Here is a 24,673-nt window from a genome sequence, read left to right as displayed (position 1 = left end):
GTCCACCGCCGCGCGGTCATGACCCTCGGTCACGCTCGTCCCTCCAGCGGTCTGCCCAGCGGTGCGCGGAACTGCTCGACCATCGCCGCGTAGCCGCTGCCGCCGTGCCCGTCGGCCACCGCCCGTTCGGCCAGGGCCTTGAGGAAGCGGGGGAGTTCCGCGCTGACTCCCAGGCACCTGCTCTCCTCGACGACGTGCTCCATCGCCGCGAGGTGGGTGTCGAGGGTGGACTCCGGCTCCGAGTACGCGCCGTCGTCGATCTGCCGTGCGAAGCCGGGCAGCCAGCCCGCCGTGCTCTCGATCCCCTTCCGGGCGATCGGGGTGAACGCGACGGCATCCACCCCCGCCGCCTTGAGCAGCGCGGCACCCTGCAGATAGCCGTTCAGCATGCTCCACATCAGGCTCAGCGCGGCGACCTCGTGCAGCGCCGTCAGCCCGTGGTCGTCGCCGAGGTGAGCCGTCTCGCCGCCGAGGCTCCGCAGCGTGGGCTCGTACGTCGCAAAGGCCGGCAGGGGCCCGCTGAAGACGACGGTGACGCCCGCCGCTCCGACCTCGGCGGGAACGGCCATGATCGCGCCGTCGAGGTAGGCGGCACCGTGCCGCGCCGCCCACGCGGCGGTCTCCCTGGCCTGCGCGGAGGTGCCCGACGACAGGTTCACCAGGGTCCGGCCGTCGAGCGAGTCCCGCACGGGATCGAGGAGTCCGCGCACCGCCGCGGTGTCCGTCACGCAGACGACCGTCAACGGGCTCGCCGTGACGGCCGTGGTGACGGAATCGGCCAGGGCCGCGCCCTGGGCGACGAGTTCCCCGGCCTTCTCCGGGCTGCGGTTCCACACGGTCGTGGGGTGACCGGCGCGCAGGAAGGCCCCTGCCAGCGCCCGGCCCATCGCACCCAGGCCGATGACCGTCACGGACGTACGGCCGTCGTCAGAACCCTCGGGACCACGCATCAACTTCTCCTTCCGAAGGGGCCGTTCCCGGCCACCGCCGTATCGTGGGCCTTCACACCGGTATGAAGGTCAAGGAGAACGGCTGATGCTGATCGGCGAGCTGAGCCGGCGCACCGGGGTCCGCACCCACCAGCTGCGCTACTACGAGGCCCAGGGCCTCCTCCGTCCCGAGCGCGACTCCAACGGCTACCGCGCGTACGACGAGGACGCCGTGCTGGCCGTGACCCAGGTGCGCAAGCTGCTCGCGGCCGGGCTGCCCACGGACGAGATCGAGTTCCTGCTGCCCTGCGCCACGGGCACGGCCCCGGACCTCAAGCCCTGCCCCGAACTCCTGGACGCCCTCCACGCCCGCCTGGCCGCCCTCGACGCCCACATCGCCACGCTCACCCGCACGCGCGGGGCCCTGCGCGAGTACGTCGAGGCCACGGAGGCGTTCGCGGCCGGGGTAGGCCAAGGGGTAGGGGAAGGGGTAGGGGAAGGGGAAGGGCAGTAGGCCCGAGCACGCGCCGGGCGGTCCGTTCCCTATGTCCTGGGGTCCGCGCCCATCAGGCGGTACATGCCGACCGAGTCGTGCGTGGCGGTGTCGGCGAAGCCGAACTTCTCGTAGAGGAAGCGCGCGGGGCCGTCCGCGATCAGTGAGACGTAGGCGGTGGCGGGCGCCCGGCGCTCCAGCTCCTCGGTGAGGGCCGCCATGATGTGCTTGCCGAGGCCGAGTCCCTGGTGGGCGGGGTGCACGCAGATGTCGACGACCTGGAACGCGGTGCCGCCGTCGCCGATGATCCGCCCCATGCCGATGGGCCGCCCCTCATGGTGGAGGACCACGCCGTACCAGGTGTGGGGGAGGGCGACGGCGACCGCCTCGGGGTCCTTGTCGGAGAGGCCCGCCTCGGTGCGCAGGCGGCGGAAGTCGTCGACGGAGGGCACGCCCTCACGGAGCTCGTAAGGCTCACTCAAGCTCTTCATGTATTACACGTTACAGGTCGCCGTCCCGTCGGCTCAGCCTGGCCCGAGCGCCTTGACGTACCAGTGGTCCGCCTTGCCGTGCCCTTCGTACGGCGCGGACTCCTCGTAACCGTGCCGGGTGTACAGGGCCCGCGCCTCGGTGAGCTGCGTGTTGGTCTCGCACACGAGCCGGACCGCGCCCAGCCTCCTGGCCGCCTCCTCGACGGCGAGGAGCAGGCCCCGGCCCAGACCCGCTCCCCTCCCCGCGGGGTGCACGTACATCCTCTTGAGCTCGGCGGTCCCGGGATCGGCTCGCAGCAGCCGCAGCCCCGCGCAGCCCAGGAACTCGCCCCCGCCGCCGCGCGCGACGAGGAACTCGCCGTCGGGCGGACGGAGGTCGGTGTGCGGGTCCTCGGCGAGCACCGCGCGGATCTCCGCCTCCGTACCCGGACGCCCCAGCACCCGCCGCCCCATCTCGGCGAAGTACTGGCGCATCACCTCGTCGACGTCCGCGCCGGTGACGGGCTCCCTATCGATGGTCCAGGTCGGCATGCGGGACATGGTCCCGGACCTGCCCGCGGCCGTCCATGGCGGGGACACCCGCGTTCCGGGTCCCGGGCCCCGGTGTGCGAGCCGTTCCCCGTGTGGCTCAGATGGGGTCGCTGGTGTAGATCCTCGTGTTCGACTGGCTGCCGATGAAGGGCTTGTTGACGGCCCAGAGCCAGGCGTCCTGGTACTCCGGCACGTCGAAGTTGCACCTCACCCAGCCCGCGTCGCTGCCGCGCTCGTTGAAGCACTCGCGGCCCCAGCGCGCCGGGAGCTTCGACTTGATCGTGCCCGCGACGGAGTCGCCGTTCGCCTTCGTGTCCTTGACCCAGACGAGGTCCCCGGCCGCGACGAAGCACGACTTCGCGCCCGGCGTCGACACGCACTTGGCACCCGACGGCGGCGCACCGCTCGGGGTGCCGTTCGCGGCCGTTGCCATGGTCGCCGTCCCGGCGGTGATGAGTACCGCCGCGGGAACCGCTATCAGCGCGCGCCCAAGTCCGTTCATGTGCACTCCCGTTGGTGAGATGTCCGTGCCGTGTCGACCCGGCCATTCAACATCAACACCGGATCGTGGCCGCCGCCGCCCTCCCCTCTCCCCGGGCTCTTGCTTCATATAGTGCACCGCGCAATAATGAGACCTGCTGTACGGATGGAGGAGGCGGGAGCGAGCCGTGAAGCTGCGTCGAGGGGACCGAGATCTGGCCGGGCTGACGGTGCTGGCGTTGCTGTGGACGGGACCGCGGCACACGTACGACATGCACCGGCTGATGCTCGACTGGCACAAGGACTTCGTGACGGGGCTGCCGCGGAGCATGTACCACGCCGTGGACCGGCTCCTGCGCGACGGTTTCATCGAGCCGGTCGGCGCCGAGCGCCCCGGCCCGCGCCCGGAGCGTACGGTCTACGCGCTGACCAAGGCGGGCGCGCGCGAACTGCACGAACGTGAGCGGCGGTTGCTGCGCGTGCCCGACCGGGACTCCACCCTCCTGGTCGCCGCGCTCTCCTTCCTCGGCGTCCTGCCGCCCGGCGAGGCGGCCGAGGCGCTCCGTCAGCGCGTCACCGCGCTGACGGAGGAGACCTCGGCGTTGAGCACCGAACTGGAGGCCGTCTCCGGGGAGCTGCCCCGACTGCTCCTGCTGGAGACGGAGTACGAGCGCGTGCGGAGGGAAGCGGAGCTCGCCTGGGTACGGGCCGTGGCCGAGGACATCGGCGCCGGGAAGCTCCAGTGGTCCCGGGAGCAGCTCGCGGCCCAGGAGGGACGGACGCTGCCGCCCGAGGAGACGGAGGAGACGGAGACCGGCACGGACGAGTGACCGTACAAGTCCGGGCGGGGCGCTGCCACGCCCCGCCCGGATCAAGGAACCACTGCCCGCGTTCCCGCCGGTGCGGCTCCCCTCTGGCAGAGCAGAGCCTAGCCAGGGGACGTGGGTGAAGGGAAACACCTACCGACCTGGAGTGATCAGAATGACGCACACCACACTCGACGCCGAGCCCCACCGCCCGGCGATCACGGCCACGCTCGAACGGATCGCCGAGGCGTGGAACGCGGGGGACGCGGCCGCGTACGCCGCGGAGTTCACGGAGGACGCCAGCTACGTCGCCTTCCACGGCCAGATCATGCGCGGGCGCCCGGAGATCGAGCACGTGCACCGCATGCTCTTCGACGGCCCGCTGCGGGGCTCCCACATGGAGGACCTGGGCAGCACCACGGGCACCGGCGTCCCGCCGAGGCTCGTCCGCCCTGGCGTCGCCGTGGTCGTAGAGGCGGGGGGAATCCGGCTCGACGGCGCCGCCGAACTGACGGACGACCGCCGGTCGGTCCTGACGTTCGTGCTCGTGGAGGAGGAGGGCGGGGTCTGGCGGATCGCCGCGTTCCAGAACACCCGCCAGCAGGTGCTGGAGGGCGGACCCGGCATGGCCCGGACTCCCCAGTAGGAGCCTCCGGCAGCCTGTACGGCGCACGAAAACTGTGGGCCGCCCCGCGCGCCGTACGGGCAAGATACGGACGTGGATCCCCTTCTCTGCGGGCTCGCCGCCAACCCGGCCCTGCCCGACGCACTCGTCGACCGGCTCCTCGCACACGCGGACGCCGATGTCGCCGCGAGCCTGGCCGGTCGCGCCGGACTGAGCCGCGCGCAGGTCCGTGCGCTGGCCACCTGCGCGGAGGAGACGGCCGTACAGCTCGCGTACGACGGCAAGCTCACCGCAGCCGATGTCGACCCGGTCGCACAGCCCCTCGCGGCCCTCGCCCTGCTCGACCAGGGCGAGGGAAAGCCGGAATGGCCCCGCCTCCTCGCGGCGGACCCCTTCGTGGAACACCGGGAGAAACTGGCCGCCTGCCCCGCTCTTCCGCCCGATGTGCTGGACGCGCTCGCGGCCGACCCGGACGTACGCGTCATCGCCGAACTGGCGCTGTGGGCAGGCCTGGACGGTCCGGGCCAGCCGGCTGGGGCGGACCAGGTGGACCAGCCGGGCCGGTCGGGCCAGGCGGATCAGCTGGGCCGGTCGGGCCAGGCGGACGGGTCGGGCCGGTCGGATCGGGCGGATCGGGCGGATCATCCGGGCCGGTCGGGCCGAGCGGGCCAGGCAGACGGGCTGGATCAGTCGGGCAGGTCGGGCCAGCCGGATCGGGTGGGTCAGCCGGATCGGGTGGGCCAGCTGGACTGGCCGGTCCGGTCGGATCATCCGGGCCAGCCGGATCGGGTGGGCCAAGCGGACTGGGTGGCCCAGCCGGATCAGTCGGACCAGCCGAGCCAGGTGGATCTGGCGGATCATCCGGGCCGGTTGGATCAGCCGGTCCGGTCGGGCCAGTCGGACTGGGTGGGCCAGCCGGATCAGCCGAGCCGGGCGGATCAGGCGGAGCAGCCGCGCCAGGCGGGCCAGCCGGATCAGGCGGATCAGGCGGACCGGTTGGGTCAGCCGGGCCATCCGGGCCATCCGGGCCGGGCGGGCCAGCCGGGCCAGGCGGGCCAGCCGGGCCGGGTGGGGCAGGTGGTCGCGTTGCTGGCGCGGTTGGCCCGGCACTCGCACGTTGAGGTGCGCAGTGCGGTGGCGGCGAATGTGGCCGCGCCGTCGGACGTTCTGGCCGCGCTGGTCACGGGAGAGGGACTGCCCCCGGCGCTCCGATGCCTGGTCTGTGACCGTGAGGCGACGCCGTTCACGCACGATCCGTACTGCGCGCGGGCGGAGTGCACGCTGCGGCCGGGCGCCGCCTGCGACGGCTCGCACCAGTCCACCGTGCACGAGTTGTACGAGCGCGCGCTGAGCAATCCGGCCACGCCCATCGACGTGCTCACCGGCTTCGCCGACCACCCCTCGACGCTGCTGCGCTGGCGCCTCGCCGCCCGCCCCGATCTGCCGCCGCACCTCGCCGAACGGCTCGCCGACGACCCCGCGCCCGGAGTGCGGGCGGACCTCGCCGCGAACCCCGCGATCGGCGAGGGGACGATGCGACGCCTGGCGGAGGACCGTGACCCGGATGTACGCCGTGACCTCGCGTCGAATCCGCGGGTGCCGCTCGACGTACTGACGCGGCTGGCCTCCGGCACGAAGACCGGCGCGACGCTGCTGCCCCGTATCGCTGCCGCCTCGCCCGAGGAGGTCGTCGCGCTGGCGGCGTCCCCGCGACCGGGCGTACGGATGCTGCTCGCCGAGCGCCGCGATCTGCCGGACGCGATCCGTGACGCGCTCGCCACGGACCCCGACGCCAAGGTGGTGAAGTCCGTCGCCGGGCACCCGGGCCTGACCGGAGCTCAGCTCCGCGCCATGGTCGAACGTCACGGCACCCGCGTCATGGCCATGGTGGCGGCCAACCCGGACGTACCCCCTGCCCTGCTGGAGGATCTGGCACGGCACACCCCGCCGGTGAAGAAGGCGCTCCGGGCGGTGGCCCGGCACCCCGGCGCGACCCCGCGCGCGCTGCTCGCCTGCCTGTCGGACGTACGCGCGAGGCGCCTCGCCGCCGCGCACCCGGCCCTGCCCCCGCGGACCGTCGCCGAACTGCTGGCCGACGAGGACCCCCAGGTGGCCGAGGCGGCGGCAGCCAACCCGGCGCTGCCGCGCACGCTGATGACGCGCACGCTGATGACGCGGCTGTGCCCGGCCTCTTGACCGCGCCGCGCGCCGGGGTCTTACTTTTACTAGGTTCCTAGGCAAGAGGAACAAGCGTGGGGGTGGCCCGTGTTCGTCTTCCACTTGGCTTCGTCGTCCGGAGTGCCGCCGTACCTGCAGCTCGTTCATCAGGTGCGCGGTGCGTTGCTGCTCGGGTACCTGGTGCCCGGCGACCGACTGCCGCTGATCCGTGAGGTGGTGGCCGAGCTCGCCATCAACCCCAACACCGTGGCCAAGGCGTACCGTCAGCTCGAACTCGAAGGGCTGGCCGAGGGGCGGCCGGGGCTCGGGACGTTCGTGGCCGACTCCCCGCGCACGGCGGTGCCGCACGGCAGTTACGCGGCGCTGCGCCGCGACCTCGAGGGCTGGCTGCGCCGGGCGGACGCGGCGGGGCTCGACGACGCGGACGTCACGGCGCTGATCGCGGCGATCCGCCGCCGGGAGGACGGCGGCCGGGCGGGAGTCGCGTGATGACCGCGCCGCCCTGTGAGGACGTCGCCGTCCGGGCCGAGGGCCTGACCAAGCGGTACGGCAAGACGTACGCCCTCGACGACTGTGATCTCGTACTGCCCTCGGGGCACGTCGTGGCCCTGGTCGGACCCAACGGCGCGGGCAAGACCACGCTGTTACGGCTGATCTCCGGCCTGCTCCGGCCCACCTCCGGCCGGGTCTCCGTGCTGGGCGTGACGGCGCCCGCCGGCACCGTCGACATCGCCGACACCGCCGCCGCCCTGGCCCGCGTCGGCTACGTGGCCCAGGAGCATCCCCTCTACCGGCGCTTCACGGTGAGCGAGCTGCTGCGGTTCGGACGCGAGCTGAACCCGGGCTGGGACGCGGACCTCGGGCGCGAGCGCCTCGCCGACCTGGACATTCCCCTGGACCGGCGGGCCGCCGAGCTGTCCGGCGGCCAGCAGGCGCAGGTGGCGCTCGTGCTGGCGCTGGCCAAGCGCCCCCGTCTCCTCGTCCTGGACGAACCGCTCGCCCAGCTCGATCCGCTCGCCCGGCGGGAGTTCCTGAGCACCCTGATGGCGGCGGTGGCGGAGGACGGCATCACGGTGCTCTTCTCCTCCCACGTGGTCTCCGAACTGGAGCGCGTGTGCGACTGGCTGGTGCTCATCGCGGGAGGCCGGATCCACCTCTCCTCCGACGTGGACACCCTCCTCGCCGACCACCGGCTGCTGGTCGGTCCGCGCAACGGCCATGACGAGACCCTGGGCAGCGCAGAAGGGGTGCTGACGGTCGCGCTCGGCGCCCGCCACGTCAACGTGGTGGCCCGCACCGGCACGGGACCCGTCTCTCCCGGCTGGGAGGCCCATCCGCTCGGGCTGGAGGACCTGGTGCACGCCTACCTCCAGCACGCGCGCACCGCGCCCCCGGCCCCGGCCAAGGAGGTCCGGCTGCCATGAAATGGCTGATCTGGCGCCAGCACCGCGCCGACGCGGCGGTGCTGCTCACGGTGCTCGCCCTGACCGCGCTCGCCCTGGTGCCCAACGCCCTCGACATGCACCACCTGTTCGAGACCTCCGGCGCGGCGGAGTGTCTCGCCGCCGAACGCGGCGGCTGCCGGAGCGCCTTCCTGCAGGACATCGCCGACGGATACCAGCCCTACATCAACAGCGTCGTCCCCTGGCTGGTCGTTCTCCCCGCCGCCTGCGGGATGTTCCTGGGCGCACCCCTGCTCGCCCGCGAGTACGAGCACGGGACCTGGCAACTGGCCTGGTCCCAGTCCGTTCCGCGCACCCGGTGGCTGACCGGCAAGCTCCTGGCGGTGGGCGTCGCGGTCGTCCTCACCACCGCCGCCACGTCCTGGCTGGTGACCTGGTGGTTCTCCGCCGACGCGAAGGTCAAGGGCCGCCTAGACATGGCCTTCTCGGTCCAGGGCCTCGTCTATCCCGCCCACGCGCTGTTCGCCTTCGCCGCCGGAGCACTGGCCGGTTGCCTGCTGCGCCGCACGCTGCCCGCGATGGCCGCGACGCTGACCGTCTATCTGGCGGTGCGCGTCCCCGTGGAGACGCAGCTGCGGATGCGTCTGCTGCCGCCCCGCGAACTGGTCCTGGACCCCACGAGGAAGAACGTCCACCTGCTCCAGCCCGGCCCGGCGGACCGCGTCCTCGGCCAAGGACTGACCGGCCCCGACGGGCAGCACCTGTCCAAGGCCACCGCGGACACCCTGGCCGCCGAGGTCCCGCGCGGCGCATGGCCCCGGTACCTGCACGACCACGGGCTGCGGGACTGGTACGTCTACCAGCCCGCCGACCGCTTCTGGACACTGCAGGCCATCGAGGCCGGTCTGTTCCTGGCCCTGACCGCGATCCTCCTCGCGACACTGCTCGTCCGGATACGCCGTCGTCCCGTCTGACGGCCCGGCCCGGCCCGGCTCGGCCCGGCCCGCGCCCGACGTCGTCAGGACGTAGCGGGCCCCTGGGTGCGCTCCAGGACGACGACCGGGATCTGCCTTCCGGAGGCTGCCTCGAACTCGGCGAACTTCGGGACGAGCGCCACCTCTCGGGCCCAGATCCGCTCGCGCTCCGCGCCCTCCGCGAGGCGAGCCGTGACCGGCACGGTCTCCGTGCCCACCTCGATGGTGGTCCGTGGATTCGCCATCAGGTTGTGGTACCAGACCGGATGACGCGGGCTGCCGCCGTGGGTACCGAAGACGGCCCAGTTGTCGCCGACCGGCTGGAAGAACAGAGGGCTGATCCGGGCGCGCCCGGTCCTGGCCCCGGTGTGGTGGACGAGGATGAGCGGCATGCCTCGCTCGTCGAACCCCGGTATGCGGGGCGGCACGGGACGGCCCGCGGCGAAATCCTCCTCGCTGCTCCACGGCACGTACCCGGCGTTGGCCCGGAACTCGGCGATGATCTGTTCGTTCCAGCTGCTCTTCGCGGTGGTGGCGGTGGTGGCGGCGGTGGCGGACGGGTCGTCGGACATGGCATCCCCTTCACTATCCGGAGCACTTGCTCCTCAACGTAGCACGAGGCGGAGCGCGCGCTCCGCTTAAGGGGTTCAAGGGGATATGCTCGACCGCATGGCAGCGGCTGAACAAGAAGGCACCACCCGGCGTCGCGCGCCGCGCGTGGACGCGGTCCGCAACCGGGAAGCGATCATGGACGTCGCCGCCGAGGTGCTGGCCGAGCAGGGCACGGCCGTGGACGTACGGGAGATCGCCCGCCGCGCCGGAGTGGGCATGGGCACCATCTACCGGCACTTCCCGAAGAAGGAGGACCTCGTCCGCACGGTCCTGCACCGGGACTTCTCCAAGTGGGCGGAATCCGCCCGCCGCGCGGCGATCGACGCCGAGGAGCCCTGGGCGGCGCTGACCGACTTCTACCAGCAGGCCCTGACCGGTTACGCACGCCACCGCGCCATCATGGAGAACTCCGCGCTGACCTGGTCGGATCCCGATCTGGAGGGCCTTGAGCAGCTCCGCCTCGTCATCGAGCAGCTGTGCGCCCGTGCCCACGCGGCGGAGTTGCTGCGCCCCGGCGTGACCACGGACGACCTGCTGCTCCTGCTGGTCTCGCTGGGCCACGTCGTCCAGTTCACCGATCAGTGCCGCCCGCAGATGTGGAACAGGCTGTTGCACATCTCCCTCGACGGGCTGCGCGCCGACCACCGTGCGCCGCTGCCCGCCGAGTAGCACTCCGCCACGTACGGACGGCTACGAGTCCGTGCCCTCCGGGCGCAGCCGGATCTGCGCGGTCGGCGGCAGCGTCGCGGGGTCGGCGTCCAGGTCGAGGGCGTGGAATCCCTCGCCCTCCGCCAGTTGGTACTCCCAGCTCAGGGCGCGGGTGACCACGCCGGTGACCGGATGGTCCAGGTAGAAGCGCCGCCAGTCCTGCCAGCGCCAGGTGCGCTTGTCGTCGGCCAGGGCGGCGAGGCGGGACCGCTCCTCGGCGACGGTGGCCTGGATGCCCTTGGCGTGACGCCGCACGCCGTCGACGTCCTGGGGCCACGTGCGCTTCTTGTAGCCGGTGGGTGACCTGAACGGTGCCGTGGTGCGGAGGGTGGTGCCGTCCTCCTCGATCCAGTCGACGGTGACCTGCCCGCTCGGGTGCACGGTGATCACGGCGTCCAGCCCGGCGTTCCACCACAGGGCGCCGTGGCCGATCCAGCCGATCGTCAGCGTCCCGTCCTTCTCCAGGCCGTGCCGGGGAACGGTGCGCTCGGCCACCTCGTGCGGCGGGACGCCGAGCCGCGCCGCGGCCTTCTTCACCGACTTCACCAGCACCCTCTGGGGATGCCGGGAAGGCGACACCCAGTAGTGCAGGTCCCAGAGCTCGTCCATCGCCGCCAGGCCGGGCAGTTCACCCAGCGAGGCGAACGCGGCACCGGCGAGATCGTCGTCCACGCGGTAGAAGGTCTCCATGGCCTGCGCGGTCTTACGGGCCAGCACCGCGAGGTCGGCGGCCAGCGGCGCCGGGTCCTGCCGGACCCACCCCGCGGCGAGCGTGCAGCCGATCGCCAGACTCCACGCGGGGGAGGGCGGTTTGGTCTGGCCCAGCTCCCGGATCACGTGGTCGGGCTCCGTGGCCCCGTGGAAGGAATGTCCTGCGGCCAGCTCCCGGACCGCGTACCGGACCAGGTCCTCGGCGCCGTCCGCCTTGAGCAGCTGCCTGGTGCGGCGCTTCCACGCCGTATCGACCTTGTACCGCCAGTTCCAGAACTCGGTGGCTGTGCCGAGGTGGCAGACGAGCTGGGCCAGGTCCGCGGGCAGACCGGTCAGGCGGTCCCGGGTACGCACGCTCCACGCGTTGCCCGCGTCGAGCAGGTGCGTGACGGATGTCGATTCGCTCATGCCTTGATCATGCCAAGGGGGACTGACAATCGAAGAACTCGTTCAGGGTGACCAACCGCAGTGCGTACGGCGCGTGATCCGCCCGGCAGACTGGGGCCATGGACGCAGGACTCGCCGCGCTGCTGGGCGCCGCCGTCGGTTCTCTCGCGACCCTGGGTGCCGCGATCGTCAACGGCCGTGCGCAGGCCCGGACTCAGCGGGACCAGTGGCGCCGTCAGCAACGCCGCGACGCGTACGCCGGATACCTCGGCGCGCTCCATGACCGCGACATCGCCATGGACGCGGTTCTCGACACACTGCGCTCGGACGACCCCGATCTGCCGGACCTCGACGAGAGGACAGACCGTTTCATCGGCCTGGCCCGCGAAGTGCACCGCGCAGCGGAGATCGTCATTCTGGAGGGCCCGGCATCCCTCGCCGAGGCCGCCGGACGCGTCACTCACGCCTCCAGCGACCTCTCGCAGCTCGTGCGGCGCATGGCGGAACGCGCTCGCGAACGGGACACCACCGGCAAGGCCGAGGACGTCGCCCTCGCCGCCGCACGCGAACGCGCGCTCTACCAGGCGGTGAAGGACTTCCGCCACGCCGCCCGCGACACGATCGACGGCGCGGACTGACACGTCGCCGGCCCGGCCTGCGCGTCATGGAGGAGGCGGCGGCGCCACGTCGGACGAGGCGCAGGGGCCCGTCGTTCCGGTCAGCGCTTCTGGCTCGCGCCCGCGCCCGAACCCTTGCCGCAGAACTCGGCCTCGACGACGCCCCCGTAGGTCGAGGCGTCCCAGTCGCCGTTGAGGTTGAACGTCAGGTGGTGCTTGCCGTCCTTGGTGGCGGCCGTGCCCGACAGGGAGCCGTTGGCGCGGCCCGTCTTGCCGAACACCTTGACGCCGCAGGGCAGGGTGACGGACTCGACGCCGAGTCCGTAGCCGAAGCCCTTCTGCTCCGCGGGGACGGTCGTCAGCATCTCCCGCAGGGCCGCGGGGCGGAGCAGCTTGCCGGTGAGGAGGGAGTGGAGGAACGTGTTCACGTCGCCGGTGGTGGAGGTCGCCTCGCCCGCGGCGCCGAGCCAGGTCATGTTCTGCCGGGTGGCGTCGACGACCGGCGCGCCGGGCCGCTTGTCGCGCAGCTTGGAGTAGCCGACCGGGTGGGGGCGCGGCAGCGAGGCCCGCTGCCCGGGGAACGAGGTCTCGCGCAGCCGGAGCGGCCGCAGGACCCGGCGCTCGGCCTCGTGGGCGTAGGAGTGCCCGGTCACCTTCTCGACGACCATTCCCGCCAGGACGAAGTTGGTGTTGGCGTACGAGGCGGACGCGCCCGGCGCGTGCTGCGGGGCGCGCTTCATCGCCAGCGCGACGAGATCCGCCGGGCGGTGGGTGTCGTACCGGTGCTCCGGGAAGCCCGCTCCGGACGTGCGGCGCTGGAACTCGGGGTCGGCGGTGTACTCGTTGAGCCCGCTGGTGTGGTTGAGCAGCTGGCGGAGAGTGATCTTCCGCCCGTCGTTGCCGTTGCCGCGCACGACCCCGGGGAGCCAGTGGTCGACGGTGTCGTCCAGGTCGAGGCGCCCCTCCTGCTGGAGCTGGAGCAGCACGGTGGCGACGAAGACCTTGGTGATGCTCGCGGCCCGGAAGTGGTCCGCGCGGCTCCGCTTGCGGTGCGTCTTCGTGTCCGCGTACCCGGCCGTCCCGAACCAGGTGTTCCCGTTCTTCCACGTCTCGGCGGCGGCGCCCGGGAGCCCGCCCTTCTCGACCACGGCCCGCAGCGCCTCACGGGTCGCCCGGTGATCGTCGGCCGACGCGTCGGACGGGGAGGCGAGGACGGCGTTCGCGGTCACGCCCGCCCCGGCCAGCGTGGCCAGGGCGAGGGCGACGGCGGTCGCACGGGCGGGGGTGCTGAGCGTGCGGCGGCGGTGTGTTCCTGAAGTGCTTGTTCGCATGCCAGGAGGCTAGGAAGCGAGGCACCCCCGGCGGCATCGACGAAAGTAAACCGCTGTCCTGACCTTCGTACTGCCTTCCGCGGCGGGGCGCGGCGGGGCGCGGCGCTCAGCTCCTGGCCAGCGCTCGTTCGAGGAGGGGGAGCAGTCGGTCCCAGTGGCGCTGCAGCCCCTCGGGGCTGAAGGCGGAGGTGTCGGACATGGTGAAGCCGTGGACGGTGTCCGGGTAGAGCTCGGTGGTGTACGTGACACCCGCGGCGTCCAGCGAGGTGCGGAGCTCGGCGAGGGCCTCGGGCGTCAAGTCGCCCTCCGCGAGGCCGAGATGGACCTCCGCGGTGAGCTCGGGGACGCCGAGGTGCGCGCTGTCGGGCGCGTCGGTGACCAGGAGGCCGGGGTGGAAACCGGCGAGCGCGCCGACCAGTCCGGGGTGGGCCGCCGCGGTGCGCAGCGCCAGGGCGGCGCCCAAGCAGTAGCCGATCACGCCGACCGGTCCGTCGCCGACCTCGGGCCGGGCGGTGAGGAAGGTGAGGTAGGCGTCGGCGTCGCTCAGGACCCGCTCGGCGGTGTGCTCCTGGATCAGGGGCATCAGCTCGGTGAAGAGGGCGGGCCGGTTGTCGTCGTCGATGAGCTCGGGGAGCTCGATCACCGGGGCCGGGCCCTGCCGGTAGTAGAGGTTAGGGACGAGCACGTAGTACCCGTGCCCGGCCAGCTCGGTGGCCTTCCGCTCCAGCTCGGGGCGCGGACCGAAGGCGTCCGGGTAGAGCAGCACGCCGGGGTGCGGGCCGTCCCCGTCGGGGTACGCGGCGAAGGCGTCGGCCTGACCGTCCTTGGTGGGGATCCGGAGTGTCGTGGTGGGCAAGATCTGCCTTTCTTGGAGTGCGCTCGAAGAATGTTCGCCTGACTAACGATCTCGGCGCGTGTGAACGTACATCGTTAGTCGGACTCACGCAATGTCTAGGATGAGCGCCATGATCCGAGCCGAAGCCGCCCAGGCCACCGATGCGCTCAGGACGCCCGACCGGCTGCGGCGCCTGGCGAGCCGTCTGCTCTCGCAGCTCACCGTGCGGTCGGACCGGCTGATCAATGACGGGCTGGCCCGGGCCGACGCCCGGAAGTGGCACTACGCCGTGCTCGCCTCGCTCCAGGACCACGGGCCGGGCAGTCAGGCGACGCTCAGCGGGCGCACCGGCATCTACCGCAGCGACATGGTCGGCGTGCTCAACGAGCTGTCCGCGCGCCGCCTCGTCGAGCGCGCCCCCGACCCCGCCGACCGGCGCCGCAACGTCATCACGATCTCCGCCCGGGGCCGCCGTCACCTCCACCGCCTCGACAAGGTGCTCGACGACCTCCACGACGAACTGCTCGAACCGCTGGACCCGGCCGAACGCGAGCAGTTCGTACGGCTGCTCACCCGCCTGCTCGACCACCACACCCGCGCCGGAGCGGTGTGAGCGTCCGCAACTGGCATATATCCATGCCGCAGACGTAGCAGAACAGCACATCCGTGCTCACCCGTCGCACCGCGTGTCCCGACGGGCCGCCGAAACGTTTTGCGGGGTGAAGCACGGGGGCTGGGCACGCCCACGGGGGCCCGTGCAACGGCGGTCCCGGGATACTCGCGTCCACGCCCGGGACCCGCCCGGCCCCGCCGCCCACGGGCCGACCGTCACCGGTCGGCCGAAGCGGCGGGGCCTCCTCCGGCCGTGGTCACTTCCCGGCGGCGGCGACCGTTCTGCCCACCGCGGTCGTCACGGTGTCCGTCGGCAGGTAGCGGGCCTCCGCGAGGAGACGCGTGCGCAGCGCCGACGCGTAGGGACTGCCCGGCGCGAGCGTGCCGAGCAGCGTGGCGGCCTCGCGGCAGAGTCCGGCCAGGTATGCGTGGTACGGGCCCAGGACGTCGGGGTCGAGCATCATCGCCCGCAGTTCGTCACGGCCGGCGCCGGAGGACGCGGCCTGGGCCAGCAGCGCGCGCACCCGCCGGTGCCGGGCGCCCCCGGTCGAGTGCAGGAGGCGGACCAGCAGGTAGTTGGCCGTTCCGTTGCGCAGGTCCTCGCAGGCGCCGTGCCGCAGGTCGTCCTCGTCGTTGCGGAACTGTGCCAGCATCCCCAGCAGATGCCCGAACCGCCCCCACGCCGCGACGCCGTCCGCCGCGTCCCCCTCGTCCCCCTCGTCCTCCGCCTCGCCGCCGCCTGCCGCGAGGCGGGCGGCCATGGTGGCGGCCATCGCGTAGACGGACCCGCTCTTGTCCCGGTACGTGGCGAGGACCGCGTCCGGCGTCGTCGCGGTCGGCTCGCCGAGGAGATCGCCCACCTGCCCGTTGCTGGCGACGGTCCAGCAGTCGAGGTAGTCCCGTCGCAGACGGTCGCGCAGCCCGTCCGCGACCGGCAGCCGCGACAGCGCGCGCAACGGCAGCGCGTACCCGCACTCCAGAGCCGCCGTCAGCGCGACGCCCCGGGGCAGCCCGTACATTTGCTTGCCCGCGTCGCCGTCGGCCACGTCGTCGAACGTGTTCGCGGCCCGCCACCACAGCGCGTGCACCCCCGCCAGGGGAACGGCGGGCCCGGCGTCGCCCGTCATGGCCGCGTGGACCAGGAGCGGCAGCGAGAGTTCGTGCGGCGACTGCCTGCCGCAGACGACGAGCTGCCGCAGCGCGGAGCCCAGTTGCGCCTGCCCCGCGCCGTACTCGCTCAGCAGCGCGTCGAGATACCGCTCCGTCCGCTCGAACGCGGCAGCCATGTCCGCTTCCGCAGCGGATTCCGGCACGGGCGGCGTGGGGGGCGTGTGGGGCGTGTGGGGCGTCGGAAGCACTCGCACTCTCCAAGGGCGTTGAGGGGACGGCGCGTGGTGATCCACGCCTCCGGTCCCGCCCAGAATGCGTCCCGCCCGCCCGTACGCCGGACATGTGCGCGGTACGTCACTCCAATGGCCTGCGCGTGGGGAGGGGGCGGAGAGTGGGCCAGCGGGTGAGCATCGCCGCGCGGAGGGATGTGGCGAGCTCTCCCAGGCGCTTGAGGCCGCCGGTGCCCTCCTCGGCGGCCATGCCGCTCACGACGCCGAGGCGGTGGACGAGGCGCTGGCGGGCCGTCGCCGTGCCCCACTCCCAGTCCTGCTCGGGGAGCAGGGCGAGATGGTCGGCGGTGCCGCGGTACGCGCGCTGCACCAGGGCGTCGCCGCGCAGGAGCCAGCCCGCGCAGGCGTCGGTGAGGTTCTCGGGGACGTCGGTGCCCGTCGCGTCGCGCCACGTCGCGCGGTACGCGGCTTCCGCCGCCCGGAGCAGGGGAGGGGGCGGGGCGGTGACGCACCAGCAGGTGGGGAACCCGACGCGCAGATAGGCGAGTTCGACGAGGCCGCTGCCCAGGGACGCCTGTTCGAAGTCGATGAAGCGGACGCCGCCGCCGGAGTGCAGGTCGTTGCCGGGGCAGGGGTCGCCGTGGAGCAGGGCGTGGTCGCCCGGCGCCGTACGCAGCCGGTCCACGAGGGCGTCCAGTTCCGCCCGTACGCCGGGCGAGGGCGGGACGCCGAGCGCCCCGGCGAGCGCGAGGAAGGAGTCGACGTCGCTCTCGTCGGGTCCGGACCAGGCGGGGAGCGCGCCGCTGTCGTCCGGCCCCGTGGCCGCGTGGAGCCGGGCCAGCGCGGTGGCGTGGTCGATCACCCACTCCTCGCCGGGCCGCCCCTCGTCCACGTGCTCCAGGACCAGGACGTGTGCGTCGGGGTCGGTGCCGAGGAGGGCGGGCACCACGGGCGGCTCGACGCGGGACGCGAGCCGGAGCGCGGTCACCTCGCGGGCGTACCGCTCGGCGGCCTCGGGCCCTTCGACGAACTGCTTGATCACCACCGGCGCTCCGGACAGCTCCGCCCGCCACACCCGCGACCGCGGACTGCTGTCCAGCCTGCGCCCCTCGCCGGGCACACCGAGCTCGGCCCGCAGCTTCTCCCCGAACGGCAGCTCTGACGGCGGTTCTGCGCGCATGGCGTCATCCTCGCACGCGTCGCGGGCGTCACCGGCGCGGGGAAGACCACCCGCGCCTCACGCCGGAGACGGGTCCGTGAAGCGGGCGAAGCCTGTGAGGCGGGGGGAGAAGGTGACCTCGCTCTCCTCGCCGAGGGCCGAGCGGATGCCGGAGGCCACGTCGTCGTCCGGCTCGCCGAAGACCTCGAAGCGTTCGACCGTGCAGTGCTTCATGACCTCCTGGATGTACGGGTCCGAGAGCTTCCAGTGCAGGCGGACCGCGTCGGAGTCCCGGTAGAGCTGGAAGCTGTGCGCGAGCATCCGTTCCTCGTCCACGAAGGTCTCCACCATCAGCTGCGGCCCGTGCCGCTCGACGAAGTCGACGGCCTGGGTGACGGCTTCGCGGAAGTCGGCCAGGTGCCCTTCGGTGATGCGCATCGTGTTGCGGAAGAGGAGGATCGCGGCGTCGTCGTGTGAAGTCATGGCGCCATCCTGAATGTTCAATCGCACTTCAAGTCAAGTGCGTCGGCGTGGGGGGAGAGGGAGCCCGTGCACACCACCGTCGGGATCGTCGGCGGAGGCCCCGCCGGTCTGCTGCTCGCGCGGCTGCTCCACCGCGCCGGAGTCGCGAGCGTGGTCCTGGAGGCGCGGGACCGGGCGTACGTGGAGCGGCGGCAGCGTGCCGGGATCCTGGAGCAGGCGACCGTCGACGTGCTGCGGGCCGCGGGCGCGGGGGAGCGGCTGGACCGGGAGGGCATGCCGCACGACGGGATCGAGCTGCGCTTCGACGGCCGCGCCCACCGCCTCGACTTCCCGGCCCTCACGGGCGGACGGCGCGTGTGGGTCTACGCCCAGACCGAGGTCGTCAAGGACCTGATCGCGCTCCAGCTCGCCGACGGCGGCCCGCTCCTCTTCGAGGCGCGGGCCCACGCGGTGGACGTGACCGACCGCCCCGTGGTCCGGTACCGGCACGAGGGCCGCGAGGGGGAGCTCACCTGCGACTACGTCGTGGGATGCGACGGCTTCCACGGCGTGACGCGCGCCGCCGTGCCCGAGGGCGCGCTGACGACGTACGCCCGCGCCTACCCGTACTCCTGGCTCGGCGTCCTGGCCCAGGCCCCGCCCGTGCACGAGGAGCTGGTCTACGCGCACTCGCCGCGCGGCTTCGCGCTGGCCAGCATGCGCACGCCCGCCGTCAGCCGCCTGTACCTCCAGGTGCCCCGCGGTACGGAGCCCGCCGCCTGGCCCGACGAGCGGATCTGGGACGAGCTGGACGCGCGCCTCGCCCTGGCCGCCGAGCCCGGGCGGAGGCTGGAGCGCGGGCCGGTGCTGCAGAAGTCCGTGCTGCCGATGCGGAGTTCGGTGACCGAGCCGATGCGGTACGGCAGGCTCTTCCTCGCGGGCGACGCCGCGCACATCGTGCCGCCCACGGGCGCCAAGGGGCTCAACCTCGCCGTCGCCGACGTCGTCGTCCTCGCCCGCGCGTTCGACCGGCTACGGGCCACCGGCTCGACCGCGCCGCTCGACGCGTACTCCGCGACGTGCCTGCGCCGGGTCTGGCGAGCCGAGCACTTCTCGTACTTCATGACCACGACGCTGCACACCGACCCGGACCAGTCCCCGTTCGAGACGCGGCTGCAGCTCTCCCAGCTCGACCGGATCGCCTCCTCGCGGCACGCCGCGGCCGAACTCGCCGCGAACTACACGGGGTTGCCCCTGGAGTCCACGGACTGAGGACGCCGAACTGCGGCGGGGTGAACTCCTCCTTGACCCCTCCCAGGGGCGGTGCCAGCATGACGGCGCTCGTCCGAAAGCTCGTCCGAAAGCTCAGTGCACCGATGGCTGACCCGGCGGTACGGCAGGAGCGCCTATGGCTCACTCACAGTCCGACATGGACAGCGAGATCGACGCCTGCCAGTCCGCCTACGACAAGGCGGTCGCGGACGGCGCCCCCGCCCGTCACCATCCGCCGCGCGACTATGCCCCGTACCGCAGCTCCCAGCTCCGCCACCCCCGTCGGCCGCTCGTCCCCGTGCACGGCGACCCCGAGGCCGCCGAGCTGACCGGGCCCGTCTTCGGCCCGACCGACGTCACCGCGACCGACAACGACCTCACCCTGCAGCACCGGGGCGAGCCGCTGGGCGAGCGGATCACCGTCTCCGGACGGCTGCTGGACCGCCGGGGGCGGCCCGTACGGGGCCAGTTGATCGAGCTGTGGCAGGCCAACGCCTCCGGCCGCTACGCCCACCAGCGCGACCGGCACGACGAGCACCCCGCCCCGCTCGACCCGAACTTCACCGGCGTCGGCCGGACCCTGACCGACGACGAGGGCCGCTACGCGTTCACCACCGTCAAGCCCGGCGCGTACCCCTGGGGCAACCACGCCAACGCCTGGCGCCCCGCGCACCTGCACTTCTCCGTCTTCGGCACGGCGTTCGCCCAGCGCCTCGTGACCCAGATGTACTTCCCGGGCGACCCGCTCCACCCGTACGACCCGATACTGCGCTCCGTCACCGACCGGGCAGCGCGCGCCCGGCTCGTCGCCGCCTACCGGCACGAGCTCTCCCGGCCCGGACTCTCCCTCGGCTACGCGTGGGACATCGTCCTCGACGGCCCCTCCGCCACCTGGGCGACCCCGTGAGCGGGACGCCGGAGCCGGGGCCGGGGGAGCGGCTGCCGACGCCCTCCCACACCGTCGGCCCGTTCTACGGCTACGCCCTGCCCTTCCCCGGAGGGGAGGACATCGCGCCGCCGGGGCACCCCGACCGCATCACCGTCCACGGGCACGTCCTGGACGGCGCGGGCGAACCCGTGCCGGACGCGCTGCTGGAGTTCTGGCAGGCCGCCCCCGACGGCTCCCTCGCCGGGGCCACCGGCTCGATGCGGCGCGACCCGGTCGACGGGGGCTTCCTCGGCCGCAACGGCACGGACTTCACCGGCTTCGGCCGCGTCCCCACCGACGCCGACGGGCACTACGCCCTGCACACCCTCCCGCCAGGTGGCGCCGGGTTGCCGTACGTCAGCGTGTGCGTCTTCGCGCGCGGGCTGCTCCACCACCTCTTCACCCGCGTCTACCTCGCCGACGGCCCCGACCCCCTGCTCGACGCGCTCCCCGCCGCACGCCGCGCCACGCTCCTCGCGGCAGAGGAGCGGTACCGCACGTACCGCTTCGACATCCGTCTCCAGGGAGCGGGCGAGACGGTCTTCCTGGAGTTCCCGTGACCGAGACCGCCCTGCGCCACCGCGCCGAAGGCCCGCACTCCGCGCCCGTACTGCTGCTCGGGCCCGCGCTCGGCACCTCCATGGCGCTGTGGCACGGCGTCGCGCCCGAGCTGTCCGTCACCCACCGGACCGTCCGCTGGGACCTTCCTGGGCATGGTGCGTCGGCTGCGTCGCTCATCGGGCCGGGAGCGACTGTCGCCGACCTTGCGGACCTGGTGCTCGGCCTCGCCGACGCGCTGGGCGCCGCGCGCTTCTCGTACGCCGGGGTCTCGCTCGGGGGCGCCGTCGGGCTGCATCTCGCCGCGCAGCATCCCGAACGCGTGGACCGCCTCGCGGTGCTGTGCTCCTCCGCGCACTTCGGCGGCGAGGCGAGATGGCGGGAGCGGGCGGTCACCGTACGGCGCGAGGGGGCGGCCGGACTGGCCGGGCTGGCGGCGACCGCGCACGAGCGGTGGTTCACGGAGGGTTTCCGCGTGCCCCGGCTCGTCGAGGACCACCGGACGGCCGACCCGGCGGCGTATGCCGCGTGCTGCGACGCGCTCGCCGCCTTCGACATCCGCGACGAACTGCCGCTGATCACGGCGCCGACACTGCTCGTCGCCGGGCGCGAGGACCCCGCGACACCGCCGGCGCACGCGCGGGAGATCGCCGACGCCGTTCCCGGCGCCGCCCTCACCGAGCTGCCCGGCGCCTCCCATCTGGCCCCCGCCGAACGCCCGGAGGCCGTGCTCGCCGCGCTCCGCGCCCACTTCACGGTCCGTACGGACCGCACGGACCGTACGGACGGAGGCGCCGCGCAGGGCATGGCGGTCCGCCGCCGGACCCTCGGCGACGCGCACGTGGACCGGGCGCAGAGCCGTCAGAGCGCCTTCACCGCGCGCTTCCAGGAGTTCGTCTCGCGCTACGCGTGGGGCGAGATCTGGACCGACCCCACGCTCCCGCCCCGCGAGCGCAGCCTGATCACCCTCACGGCCCTCGTCGCCCATGGCCACCTCGGCGAACTGGCCCTGCACGTCCGCGCCGCCCGCCGCAACGGCCTCACCCCCGACGAGATCGCCGCGGCCCTGCTCCAGACGGCCGTGTACTGCGGCGTACCGGCGGCGAACGCGGCGTTCGCCGTGGCCCAGCGCGTACTGGAGGAGGAGGGGGACGACGGCTGACCGCTCCTCGTCAGACCGCCACGGCCTCGACCACCGACGCGAACAGCCCCGTGTCCAGGACCCGCCGGAAGCGGAACCCGGCGGGGGTCAGGAGCGCGGCGAACTCCTCGCGGGTCCGTTCGCGGCCCTCCAGGAGCGCGGCCATCAGGACGTCGAGGGACTTGGCCGGGTGCGGGGCGTTGCCGGGCGGGATCACGGAGTCGACGATCAGCAGGCGGGCGCCGTGCGGGGCCGCGGCGCGGCACGTACGGAGGATGCGGAGGCAGTCCTCGTCCGGCCAGTCGTGCAGCACGTGCTTGAGGACGTACACGTCGCCGCCCCCGGGAACGTGATCGAAGAAGTCGCCGCCCTCGGCGCGCCAGCGGCCCTCCAGCTCAGGCTCATCGCCGAGCAGTTGGCGGCCGACGGCGTCCGGGCGGTCGAACAGTACGCCCGTGAGGCCCGCGTGCCGTCGCAGCACCGCGCGCAGCAGCCCACCCCGGCCGCCGCCGACGTCCACGACCGTGCCCTCCTCCGGCCACGGGAACTGCTCGGCCACCGCCCCGTCCACGGGCGCGGCGAACGAGGTCATGCCCAGGTCGAACAGTTCGCCCTTCGCCGGGTTGGCCATCAGGTACGGGAAGAACTCGACGCCGAATACCTCCGCGAACGACGGCCCCGGCGTCCGTACGCTCTCGTCCAGCCGCTCCGACAGCCGCGCGAACATCTCGTCCGTCAGCATCTCCGCGAGCGTGCGCTGCGAGTGCGGTACGTCCGCGCGCAGCAGCTCCGCCGCCGGGGTGAGCCGGAACCGGGGCTCGCCCTCGCCCTTGTCCTCCTCCTCGGCGAAGATGCCGCGCGTGGCCAACAGCCGTAACACGCCGCGCAGATGCGCCGCGTCGAGCCCGGCGGCCCGTGCGAGTTCGGCGGCCGTGGCGGGGCCGTTCTCGGCGAGCAGATCGGCGACGCGGTGGCGGGCGACGGCGCGTATCGCGCCCGAGTAGAGGTGTCCGAGGGCGAGATCGAGGAGTTCGGCGGGGTCGGCGACCGGGCGCCCGGGGCCGTCGTCGGGTCGGCTCATCGCGACATGGTGGCAGCCCGTGCCACAGGGCTCCAGGGGTGCGGCACGGCGAGTACGCGAGTACGTCCGCCGCCTGCCCTCAGCGCGCGGCGCGGCGGAACGACGCCCGGTACTCCCGCGGCCGCTGCCCCGTGTGCTTGGCGAAGAGCACGGCGAACGTCCCCGGATCCCGGTACCCGACCGAGGCGGCGACGCCCGCGACCGTACGGTCCGTCGTCTCCAGCAGATGGCGGGCGCGGCGGACCCGCGCGTCCTGGAGGTGGGCGAGCGGGCTCCGGCCGGTCTCGTCCGCGAAGCGCCGCAGCAGCGTACGCGTGCTGACGTGGAACGTCTCCGCCAGCGCCGCGAGGTCGTAGCGCGCGTCGAGGTGCTGGTCGAGTCGGCGCATGACCCGGCGCGAGAAGTCGTTGCCGGGCTGGGGGAGGAGCCGCGCGTCGACGTACGGCGTCTGCGAGACGCGCGCCTGGTCGACGAGCGCCACCCGCGCGGTCGTACGGGCCACGTCCGCGCCGCTGTGCCGCGCGATCAGCTCCAGCGCGAAGTCGTACATCGCGCTGAACGCGGCCGTCGTCGTCACGCCCCGGTCGGTGACGACGAGCCGCTCGGCGCGCACGTCGGCGGCCGGGCAGTGGCGGGCCAGTTCGTCCGCGAGGAGCCATGCCGTCGTGGCGCGGCGGCCGTCGAGCAGACCGGCCTCGGCGAGGAGGAACGCGCCGACGCAGATCGACACCACGGCGCGCCCTTCGGCGGCGTGCGCGCGCACCGCCGCGATCTCGGGCGCCAGCGGCGCGAGCCGCCCCGCCACGTCGAGCCCCGGCCGGAGTTCGAACCCCGGCACGACGAGCACGTCGACCTCGCGCAGCGGAGAGACGGCGAGTTCGGCGCCGCCGGACGCGAGGACGCGGCGCCGAGGTGAGAGGACGGACGCGGCGTACGCGGAGCTGTTCGCACCCGTGGCGTCCGCACCGGAGACGTGCGTACCGGCGACGTGCGAGGCCATCGTCAACAGGTCCGGCACGCCGAAGACTTCGGACGCGAAACAGCCCGGATAGGCCAGCACCCCGACCCGCAGCGCGCTCATCCCGTACGCCCTCCCTCGCCGTCCGTGGCGAGATCGCCCGCTTCCCTGGCGATCCGGCCTCTCACCGTACGCGGGCGCCGCGCGCCACGCTGCCTCCATGAGTGCTGAGAGTGCTGACGCGGGACGTGCTGACGACGCGATGACGGACTTCTCCCGGCGGCAGGTGGAGGTGGCCGGGGTGACGAAGACGGTGTACGCCGCGGGCTCCGGGCCCGCCGTCGTGCTGATGCCGGAGATGCCGGGCATCAGCCCTGACGTGCTGCGCCTGGCGCGCTGGGTGCGGGACGCGGGCTTCACCGTCCAAGTGCCCTCGCTCTTCGGGCTCGACGGCGCGTACCCGGGGGCCGAGGGGACGGAGGTCGTACGGCGGGCGTGCGTGAGCGCGGAGTTCCGCGCGTTCGCCGGGGGCGGCACCAGCCCCGTCACGGCGTGGCTGCGCGGCCTGGCGCGCGAGGCCCACGCCGCGTGCGGCGGACCGGGCGTCGGCGCGATCGGGCTCTGCTTCACCGGCAACTTCGCGCTCACCATGGCGCTGGAGCCCTCCGTCGTCGCGCCCGTCGTCAACCACCCCTCGCTGCCGCTCGACGACCCCGGCGGGCTGGAGCTGAGCGACGAGGACGCCCGCGCGCTCCAGGACCGTGTGGCGCGGGACCGGCTGAAGGTGCTCGCCTACCGCTTCGACAACGACCGCTGGTGCACGGGCCAGCGCTTCGCCGCCTACCGCGCGCTCCTGGGCGAGGCCTTCGACGGCCGCGTACTGCCGGGCGACGTCGCGAGGACGGACCCGCCGCCGTTCTTCCGTGACGTGGTCGGCACGCCGCACAGCGTCGTCACCGCGCACCTGGTCGACGAGGACGGACACCCCACGGTGCGGGCGAGGGACGAGATCCTCGCGTTCCTGACCGAACGGCTGCACGCCTGAGCCGGG

Annotated in this window: 28 protein-coding genes; 15 read left to right on the top strand and 13 right to left on the bottom strand. The window is 73.3% G+C overall.

Going from position 1 to position 24,673, the window contains the following annotated elements; all coding sequences use genetic code 11:
* Positions 1-29: 29 nt before the first annotated feature.
* The gene (locus tag ACGF3A_RS26070; protein ID WP_393732744.1) at positions 30-950 is read right to left on the bottom strand and encodes an NAD(P)-dependent oxidoreductase; all 921 of its coding nucleotides are present in this window, start codon (positions 948-950) and stop codon (positions 30-32) included.
* A gap of 85 nt (positions 951-1,035) precedes the next feature.
* Between ACGF3A_RS26070 and ACGF3A_RS26065 the strand changes: the two genes are divergently transcribed.
* The gene (locus ACGF3A_RS26065) at positions 1,036-1,443 is read left to right on the top strand and encodes a MerR family transcriptional regulator (RefSeq protein ID WP_393732743.1); all 408 of its coding nucleotides are present in this window, start codon (positions 1,036-1,038) and stop codon (positions 1,441-1,443) included.
* A gap of 29 nt (positions 1,444-1,472) precedes the next feature.
* Here the strand turns inward: ACGF3A_RS26065 and ACGF3A_RS26060 are convergent, their stop codons facing one another.
* From ACGF3A_RS26060 to ACGF3A_RS26050, 3 genes are all read right to left on the bottom strand, one after another.
* The gene (locus ACGF3A_RS26060; RefSeq protein ID WP_393732742.1) at positions 1,473-1,913 is read right to left on the bottom strand and encodes a GNAT family N-acetyltransferase; all 441 of its coding nucleotides are present in this window, start codon (positions 1,911-1,913) and stop codon (positions 1,473-1,475) included.
* A 33-nt stretch (positions 1,914-1,946) separates the two neighbouring features.
* Positions 1,947-2,444 carry a GNAT family N-acetyltransferase gene (locus ACGF3A_RS26055; RefSeq protein ID WP_393732741.1) on the bottom strand — a complete coding sequence of 166 codons (498 nt, stop codon included), beginning with the start codon at positions 2,442-2,444 and terminating at the stop codon, positions 1,947-1,949.
* 97 nt (positions 2,445-2,541) lie between these two features.
* A complete protein-coding gene (locus ACGF3A_RS26050; protein ID WP_393732740.1) occupies positions 2,542-2,946 on the bottom strand; it encodes a hypothetical protein in 405 nt (134 codons plus the stop codon).
* Positions 2,947-3,112: 166 nt separating this feature from the next.
* On the opposite strand from ACGF3A_RS26050, the gene ACGF3A_RS26045 reads away from it, so the two are divergent.
* From ACGF3A_RS26045 to ACGF3A_RS26020, 6 genes are all read left to right on the top strand, one after another.
* A complete protein-coding gene (locus ACGF3A_RS26045) occupies positions 3,113-3,754 on the top strand; it encodes a PadR family transcriptional regulator (protein ID WP_393732739.1) in 642 nt (213 codons plus the stop codon).
* Between the two features lie 151 nt (positions 3,755-3,905).
* Positions 3,906-4,376, top strand: a complete 471-nt coding sequence (locus tag ACGF3A_RS26040; protein WP_393732738.1) for an SgcJ/EcaC family oxidoreductase — start codon at positions 3,906-3,908, stop codon at positions 4,374-4,376.
* A 72-nt stretch (positions 4,377-4,448) separates the two neighbouring features.
* Positions 4,449-6,551 (top strand): hypothetical protein, encoded by a 2,103-nt coding sequence (locus ACGF3A_RS26035; protein WP_393732737.1) that lies wholly within the window; start codon positions 4,449-4,451, stop codon positions 6,549-6,551.
* Positions 6,552-6,620: 69 nt separating this feature from the next.
* Positions 6,621-7,022, top strand: a complete 402-nt coding sequence (locus ACGF3A_RS26030) for a GntR family transcriptional regulator (protein WP_393732736.1) — start codon at positions 6,621-6,623, stop codon at positions 7,020-7,022.
* A complete protein-coding gene (locus tag ACGF3A_RS26025) occupies positions 7,022-7,957 on the top strand; it encodes an ABC transporter ATP-binding protein (protein ID WP_393732735.1) in 936 nt (311 codons plus the stop codon). The genes ACGF3A_RS26030 and ACGF3A_RS26025 overlap by 1 nt, the downstream gene beginning before the upstream one ends.
* The gene (locus tag ACGF3A_RS26020) at positions 7,954-8,910 is read left to right on the top strand and encodes an ABC transporter permease subunit (protein ID WP_393732734.1); all 957 of its coding nucleotides are present in this window, start codon (positions 7,954-7,956) and stop codon (positions 8,908-8,910) included. The genes ACGF3A_RS26025 and ACGF3A_RS26020 overlap by 4 nt, the downstream gene beginning before the upstream one ends.
* Before the next feature lie 44 nt (positions 8,911-8,954).
* Here ACGF3A_RS26020 and ACGF3A_RS26015 read toward each other — a convergent pair whose 3' ends face one another.
* Entirely contained in the window at positions 8,955-9,482 is a 528-nt protein-coding gene (locus tag ACGF3A_RS26015; RefSeq protein WP_393732733.1) for a nitroreductase family deazaflavin-dependent oxidoreductase, read from the bottom strand.
* Between the two features lie 97 nt (positions 9,483-9,579).
* Here ACGF3A_RS26015 and ACGF3A_RS26010 point away from each other — a divergent pair, with 97 nt between their 5' ends.
* Entirely contained in the window at positions 9,580-10,191 is a 612-nt protein-coding gene (locus ACGF3A_RS26010; RefSeq protein WP_393732732.1) for a TetR/AcrR family transcriptional regulator, read from the top strand.
* 21 nt (positions 10,192-10,212) lie between these two features.
* Here ACGF3A_RS26010 and ACGF3A_RS26005 read toward each other — a convergent pair whose 3' ends face one another.
* On the bottom strand, positions 10,213-11,349 hold the full coding sequence (locus tag ACGF3A_RS26005; protein WP_393732731.1) for a DUF4132 domain-containing protein: 1,137 nt from the start codon (positions 11,347-11,349) through the stop codon (positions 10,213-10,215).
* Positions 11,350-11,447: 98 nt separating this feature from the next.
* Here ACGF3A_RS26005 and ACGF3A_RS26000 point away from each other — a divergent pair, with 98 nt between their 5' ends.
* Positions 11,448-11,966: a proline dehydrogenase gene (locus tag ACGF3A_RS26000; protein ID WP_393732730.1), complete on the top strand. Its 519-nt coding sequence runs from the start codon at positions 11,448-11,450 to the stop codon at positions 11,964-11,966.
* Between the two features lie 80 nt (positions 11,967-12,046).
* On the opposite strand, the gene ACGF3A_RS25995 is transcribed toward ACGF3A_RS26000, so the two are convergent.
* On the bottom strand, positions 12,047-13,276 hold the full coding sequence (locus ACGF3A_RS25995) for a serine hydrolase domain-containing protein (RefSeq protein ID WP_393732729.1): 1,230 nt from the start codon (positions 13,274-13,276) through the stop codon (positions 12,047-12,049).
* Positions 13,277-13,382: 106 nt separating this feature from the next.
* A complete protein-coding gene (locus tag ACGF3A_RS25990; RefSeq protein WP_393732728.1) occupies positions 13,383-14,132 on the bottom strand; it encodes a dienelactone hydrolase family protein in 750 nt (249 codons plus the stop codon).
* Between the two features lie 109 nt (positions 14,133-14,241).
* Here ACGF3A_RS25990 and ACGF3A_RS25985 point away from each other — a divergent pair, with 109 nt between their 5' ends.
* Positions 14,242-14,724, top strand: coding sequence for a MarR family winged helix-turn-helix transcriptional regulator (locus ACGF3A_RS25985; protein WP_393732727.1), 483 nt, complete (start codon positions 14,242-14,244; stop codon positions 14,722-14,724).
* A gap of 256 nt (positions 14,725-14,980) precedes the next feature.
* On the opposite strand, the gene ACGF3A_RS25980 is transcribed toward ACGF3A_RS25985, so the two are convergent.
* The 3 genes from ACGF3A_RS25980 to ACGF3A_RS25970 all read right to left on the bottom strand — a co-directional run bounded on the left by ACGF3A_RS25980 (position 14,981) and on the right by ACGF3A_RS25970 (position 17,705).
* Positions 14,981-16,009, bottom strand: a complete 1,029-nt coding sequence (locus tag ACGF3A_RS25980) for a hypothetical protein (RefSeq protein ID WP_393732726.1) — start codon at positions 16,007-16,009, stop codon at positions 14,981-14,983.
* Between the two features lie 178 nt (positions 16,010-16,187).
* Complete coding sequence (locus tag ACGF3A_RS25975; protein WP_393732725.1) at positions 16,188-17,243, bottom strand: phosphotransferase family protein; 1,056 nt, start codon at positions 17,241-17,243, stop codon at positions 16,188-16,190.
* Positions 17,244-17,300: 57 nt separating this feature from the next.
* Positions 17,301-17,705 carry a hypothetical protein gene (locus ACGF3A_RS25970; RefSeq protein ID WP_393732724.1) on the bottom strand — a complete coding sequence of 135 codons (405 nt, stop codon included), beginning with the start codon at positions 17,703-17,705 and terminating at the stop codon, positions 17,301-17,303.
* A gap of 66 nt (positions 17,706-17,771) precedes the next feature.
* Between ACGF3A_RS25970 and ACGF3A_RS25965 the strand changes: the two genes are divergently transcribed.
* From ACGF3A_RS25965 to ACGF3A_RS25950, 4 genes are all read left to right on the top strand, one after another.
* A complete protein-coding gene (locus ACGF3A_RS25965; protein WP_393732723.1) occupies positions 17,772-18,956 on the top strand; it encodes a 4-hydroxybenzoate 3-monooxygenase in 1,185 nt (394 codons plus the stop codon).
* A 136-nt stretch (positions 18,957-19,092) separates the two neighbouring features.
* Positions 19,093-19,863, top strand: coding sequence for a protocatechuate 3,4-dioxygenase subunit beta (gene pcaH, locus ACGF3A_RS25960; protein WP_393732722.1), 771 nt, complete (start codon positions 19,093-19,095; stop codon positions 19,861-19,863).
* On the top strand, positions 19,860-20,444 hold the full coding sequence (gene pcaG / locus ACGF3A_RS25955) for a protocatechuate 3,4-dioxygenase subunit alpha (protein WP_393732721.1): 585 nt from the start codon (positions 19,860-19,862) through the stop codon (positions 20,442-20,444). The genes pcaH and pcaG overlap by 4 nt, the downstream gene beginning before the upstream one ends.
* Positions 20,441-21,604 carry an alpha/beta fold hydrolase gene (locus ACGF3A_RS25950; RefSeq protein WP_393732720.1) on the top strand — a complete coding sequence of 388 codons (1,164 nt, stop codon included), beginning with the start codon at positions 20,441-20,443 and terminating at the stop codon, positions 21,602-21,604. The genes pcaG and ACGF3A_RS25950 overlap by 4 nt, the downstream gene beginning before the upstream one ends.
* A gap of 10 nt (positions 21,605-21,614) precedes the next feature.
* Here the strand turns inward: ACGF3A_RS25950 and ACGF3A_RS25945 are convergent, their stop codons facing one another.
* Positions 21,615-22,664: a methyltransferase gene (locus ACGF3A_RS25945; RefSeq protein WP_393732719.1), complete on the bottom strand. Its 1,050-nt coding sequence runs from the start codon at positions 22,662-22,664 to the stop codon at positions 21,615-21,617.
* A gap of 79 nt (positions 22,665-22,743) precedes the next feature.
* Positions 22,744-23,745 carry a GlxA family transcriptional regulator gene (locus tag ACGF3A_RS25940; protein ID WP_393732718.1) on the bottom strand — a complete coding sequence of 334 codons (1,002 nt, stop codon included), beginning with the start codon at positions 23,743-23,745 and terminating at the stop codon, positions 22,744-22,746.
* Between the two features lie 97 nt (positions 23,746-23,842).
* On the opposite strand from ACGF3A_RS25940, the gene ACGF3A_RS25935 reads away from it, so the two are divergent.
* A complete protein-coding gene (locus tag ACGF3A_RS25935) occupies positions 23,843-24,667 on the top strand; it encodes a dienelactone hydrolase family protein (protein WP_393732717.1) in 825 nt (274 codons plus the stop codon).
* Positions 24,668-24,673 lie beyond the last annotated feature (6 nt).

It is taken from the genome of Streptomyces sp. NPDC048172 (genome assembly GCF_043202595.1).
In the GTDB taxonomy this organism is placed as follows: Bacteria; Actinomycetota; Actinomycetes; order Streptomycetales; family Streptomycetaceae; genus Streptomyces.
Note: the sequence above shows the minus strand (reverse complement) of the source record. Positions and strands in the feature narration are given on the sequence as shown.

Bases quoted from the DNA above. Each gene is read 5' to 3' on its own strand.
- ACGF3A_RS26070 (WP_393732744.1), bottom strand. From the start codon at position 950: ATGCGTGGTCCCGAGGGTTCTGACGACGGCCGTACGTCCGTGACGGTC.
- ACGF3A_RS26065 (WP_393732743.1), top strand. From the start codon at position 1,036: ATGCTGATCGGCGAGCTGAGCCGGCGCACCGGGGTCCGCACCCACCAG.
- ACGF3A_RS26060 (WP_393732742.1), bottom strand. From the start codon at position 1,913: ATGAAGAGCTTGAGTGAGCCTTACGAGCTCCGTGAGGGCGTGCCCTCC.
- ACGF3A_RS26055 (WP_393732741.1), bottom strand. From the start codon at position 2,444: ATGCCGACCTGGACCATCGATAGGGAGCCCGTCACCGGCGCGGACGTC.
- ACGF3A_RS26050 (WP_393732740.1), bottom strand. From the start codon at position 2,946: ATGAACGGACTTGGGCGCGCGCTGATAGCGGTTCCCGCGGCGGTACTC.
- ACGF3A_RS26040 (WP_393732738.1), top strand. From the start codon at position 3,906: ATGACGCACACCACACTCGACGCCGAGCCCCACCGCCCGGCGATCACG.
- ACGF3A_RS26025 (WP_393732735.1), top strand. From the start codon at position 7,022: ATGACCGCGCCGCCCTGTGAGGACGTCGCCGTCCGGGCCGAGGGCCTG.
- ACGF3A_RS26020 (WP_393732734.1), top strand. From the start codon at position 7,954: ATGAAATGGCTGATCTGGCGCCAGCACCGCGCCGACGCGGCGGTGCTG.
- ACGF3A_RS26015 (WP_393732733.1), bottom strand. From the start codon at position 9,482: ATGTCCGACGACCCGTCCGCCACCGCCGCCACCACCGCCACCACCGCG.
- ACGF3A_RS26010 (WP_393732732.1), top strand. From the start codon at position 9,580: ATGGCAGCGGCTGAACAAGAAGGCACCACCCGGCGTCGCGCGCCGCGC.
- ACGF3A_RS26005 (WP_393732731.1), bottom strand. From the start codon at position 11,349: ATGAGCGAATCGACATCCGTCACGCACCTGCTCGACGCGGGCAACGCG.
- ACGF3A_RS26000 (WP_393732730.1), top strand. From the start codon at position 11,448: ATGGACGCAGGACTCGCCGCGCTGCTGGGCGCCGCCGTCGGTTCTCTC.
- ACGF3A_RS25995 (WP_393732729.1), bottom strand. From the start codon at position 13,276: ATGCGAACAAGCACTTCAGGAACACACCGCCGCCGCACGCTCAGCACC.
- ACGF3A_RS25985 (WP_393732727.1), top strand. From the start codon at position 14,242: ATGATCCGAGCCGAAGCCGCCCAGGCCACCGATGCGCTCAGGACGCCC.
- ACGF3A_RS25980 (WP_393732726.1), bottom strand. From the start codon at position 16,009: ATGGCTGCCGCGTTCGAGCGGACGGAGCGGTATCTCGACGCGCTGCTG.
- ACGF3A_RS25975 (WP_393732725.1), bottom strand. From the start codon at position 17,243: ATGCGCGCAGAACCGCCGTCAGAGCTGCCGTTCGGGGAGAAGCTGCGG.
- ACGF3A_RS25970 (WP_393732724.1), bottom strand. From the start codon at position 17,705: ATGACTTCACACGACGACGCCGCGATCCTCCTCTTCCGCAACACGATG.
- pcaH (WP_393732722.1), top strand. From the start codon at position 19,093: ATGGCTCACTCACAGTCCGACATGGACAGCGAGATCGACGCCTGCCAG.
- ACGF3A_RS25945 (WP_393732719.1), bottom strand. From the start codon at position 22,664: ATGAGCCGACCCGACGACGGCCCCGGGCGCCCGGTCGCCGACCCCGCC.
- ACGF3A_RS25940 (WP_393732718.1), bottom strand. From the start codon at position 23,745: ATGAGCGCGCTGCGGGTCGGGGTGCTGGCCTATCCGGGCTGTTTCGCG.
- ACGF3A_RS25935 (WP_393732717.1), top strand. From the start codon at position 23,843: ATGAGTGCTGAGAGTGCTGACGCGGGACGTGCTGACGACGCGATGACG.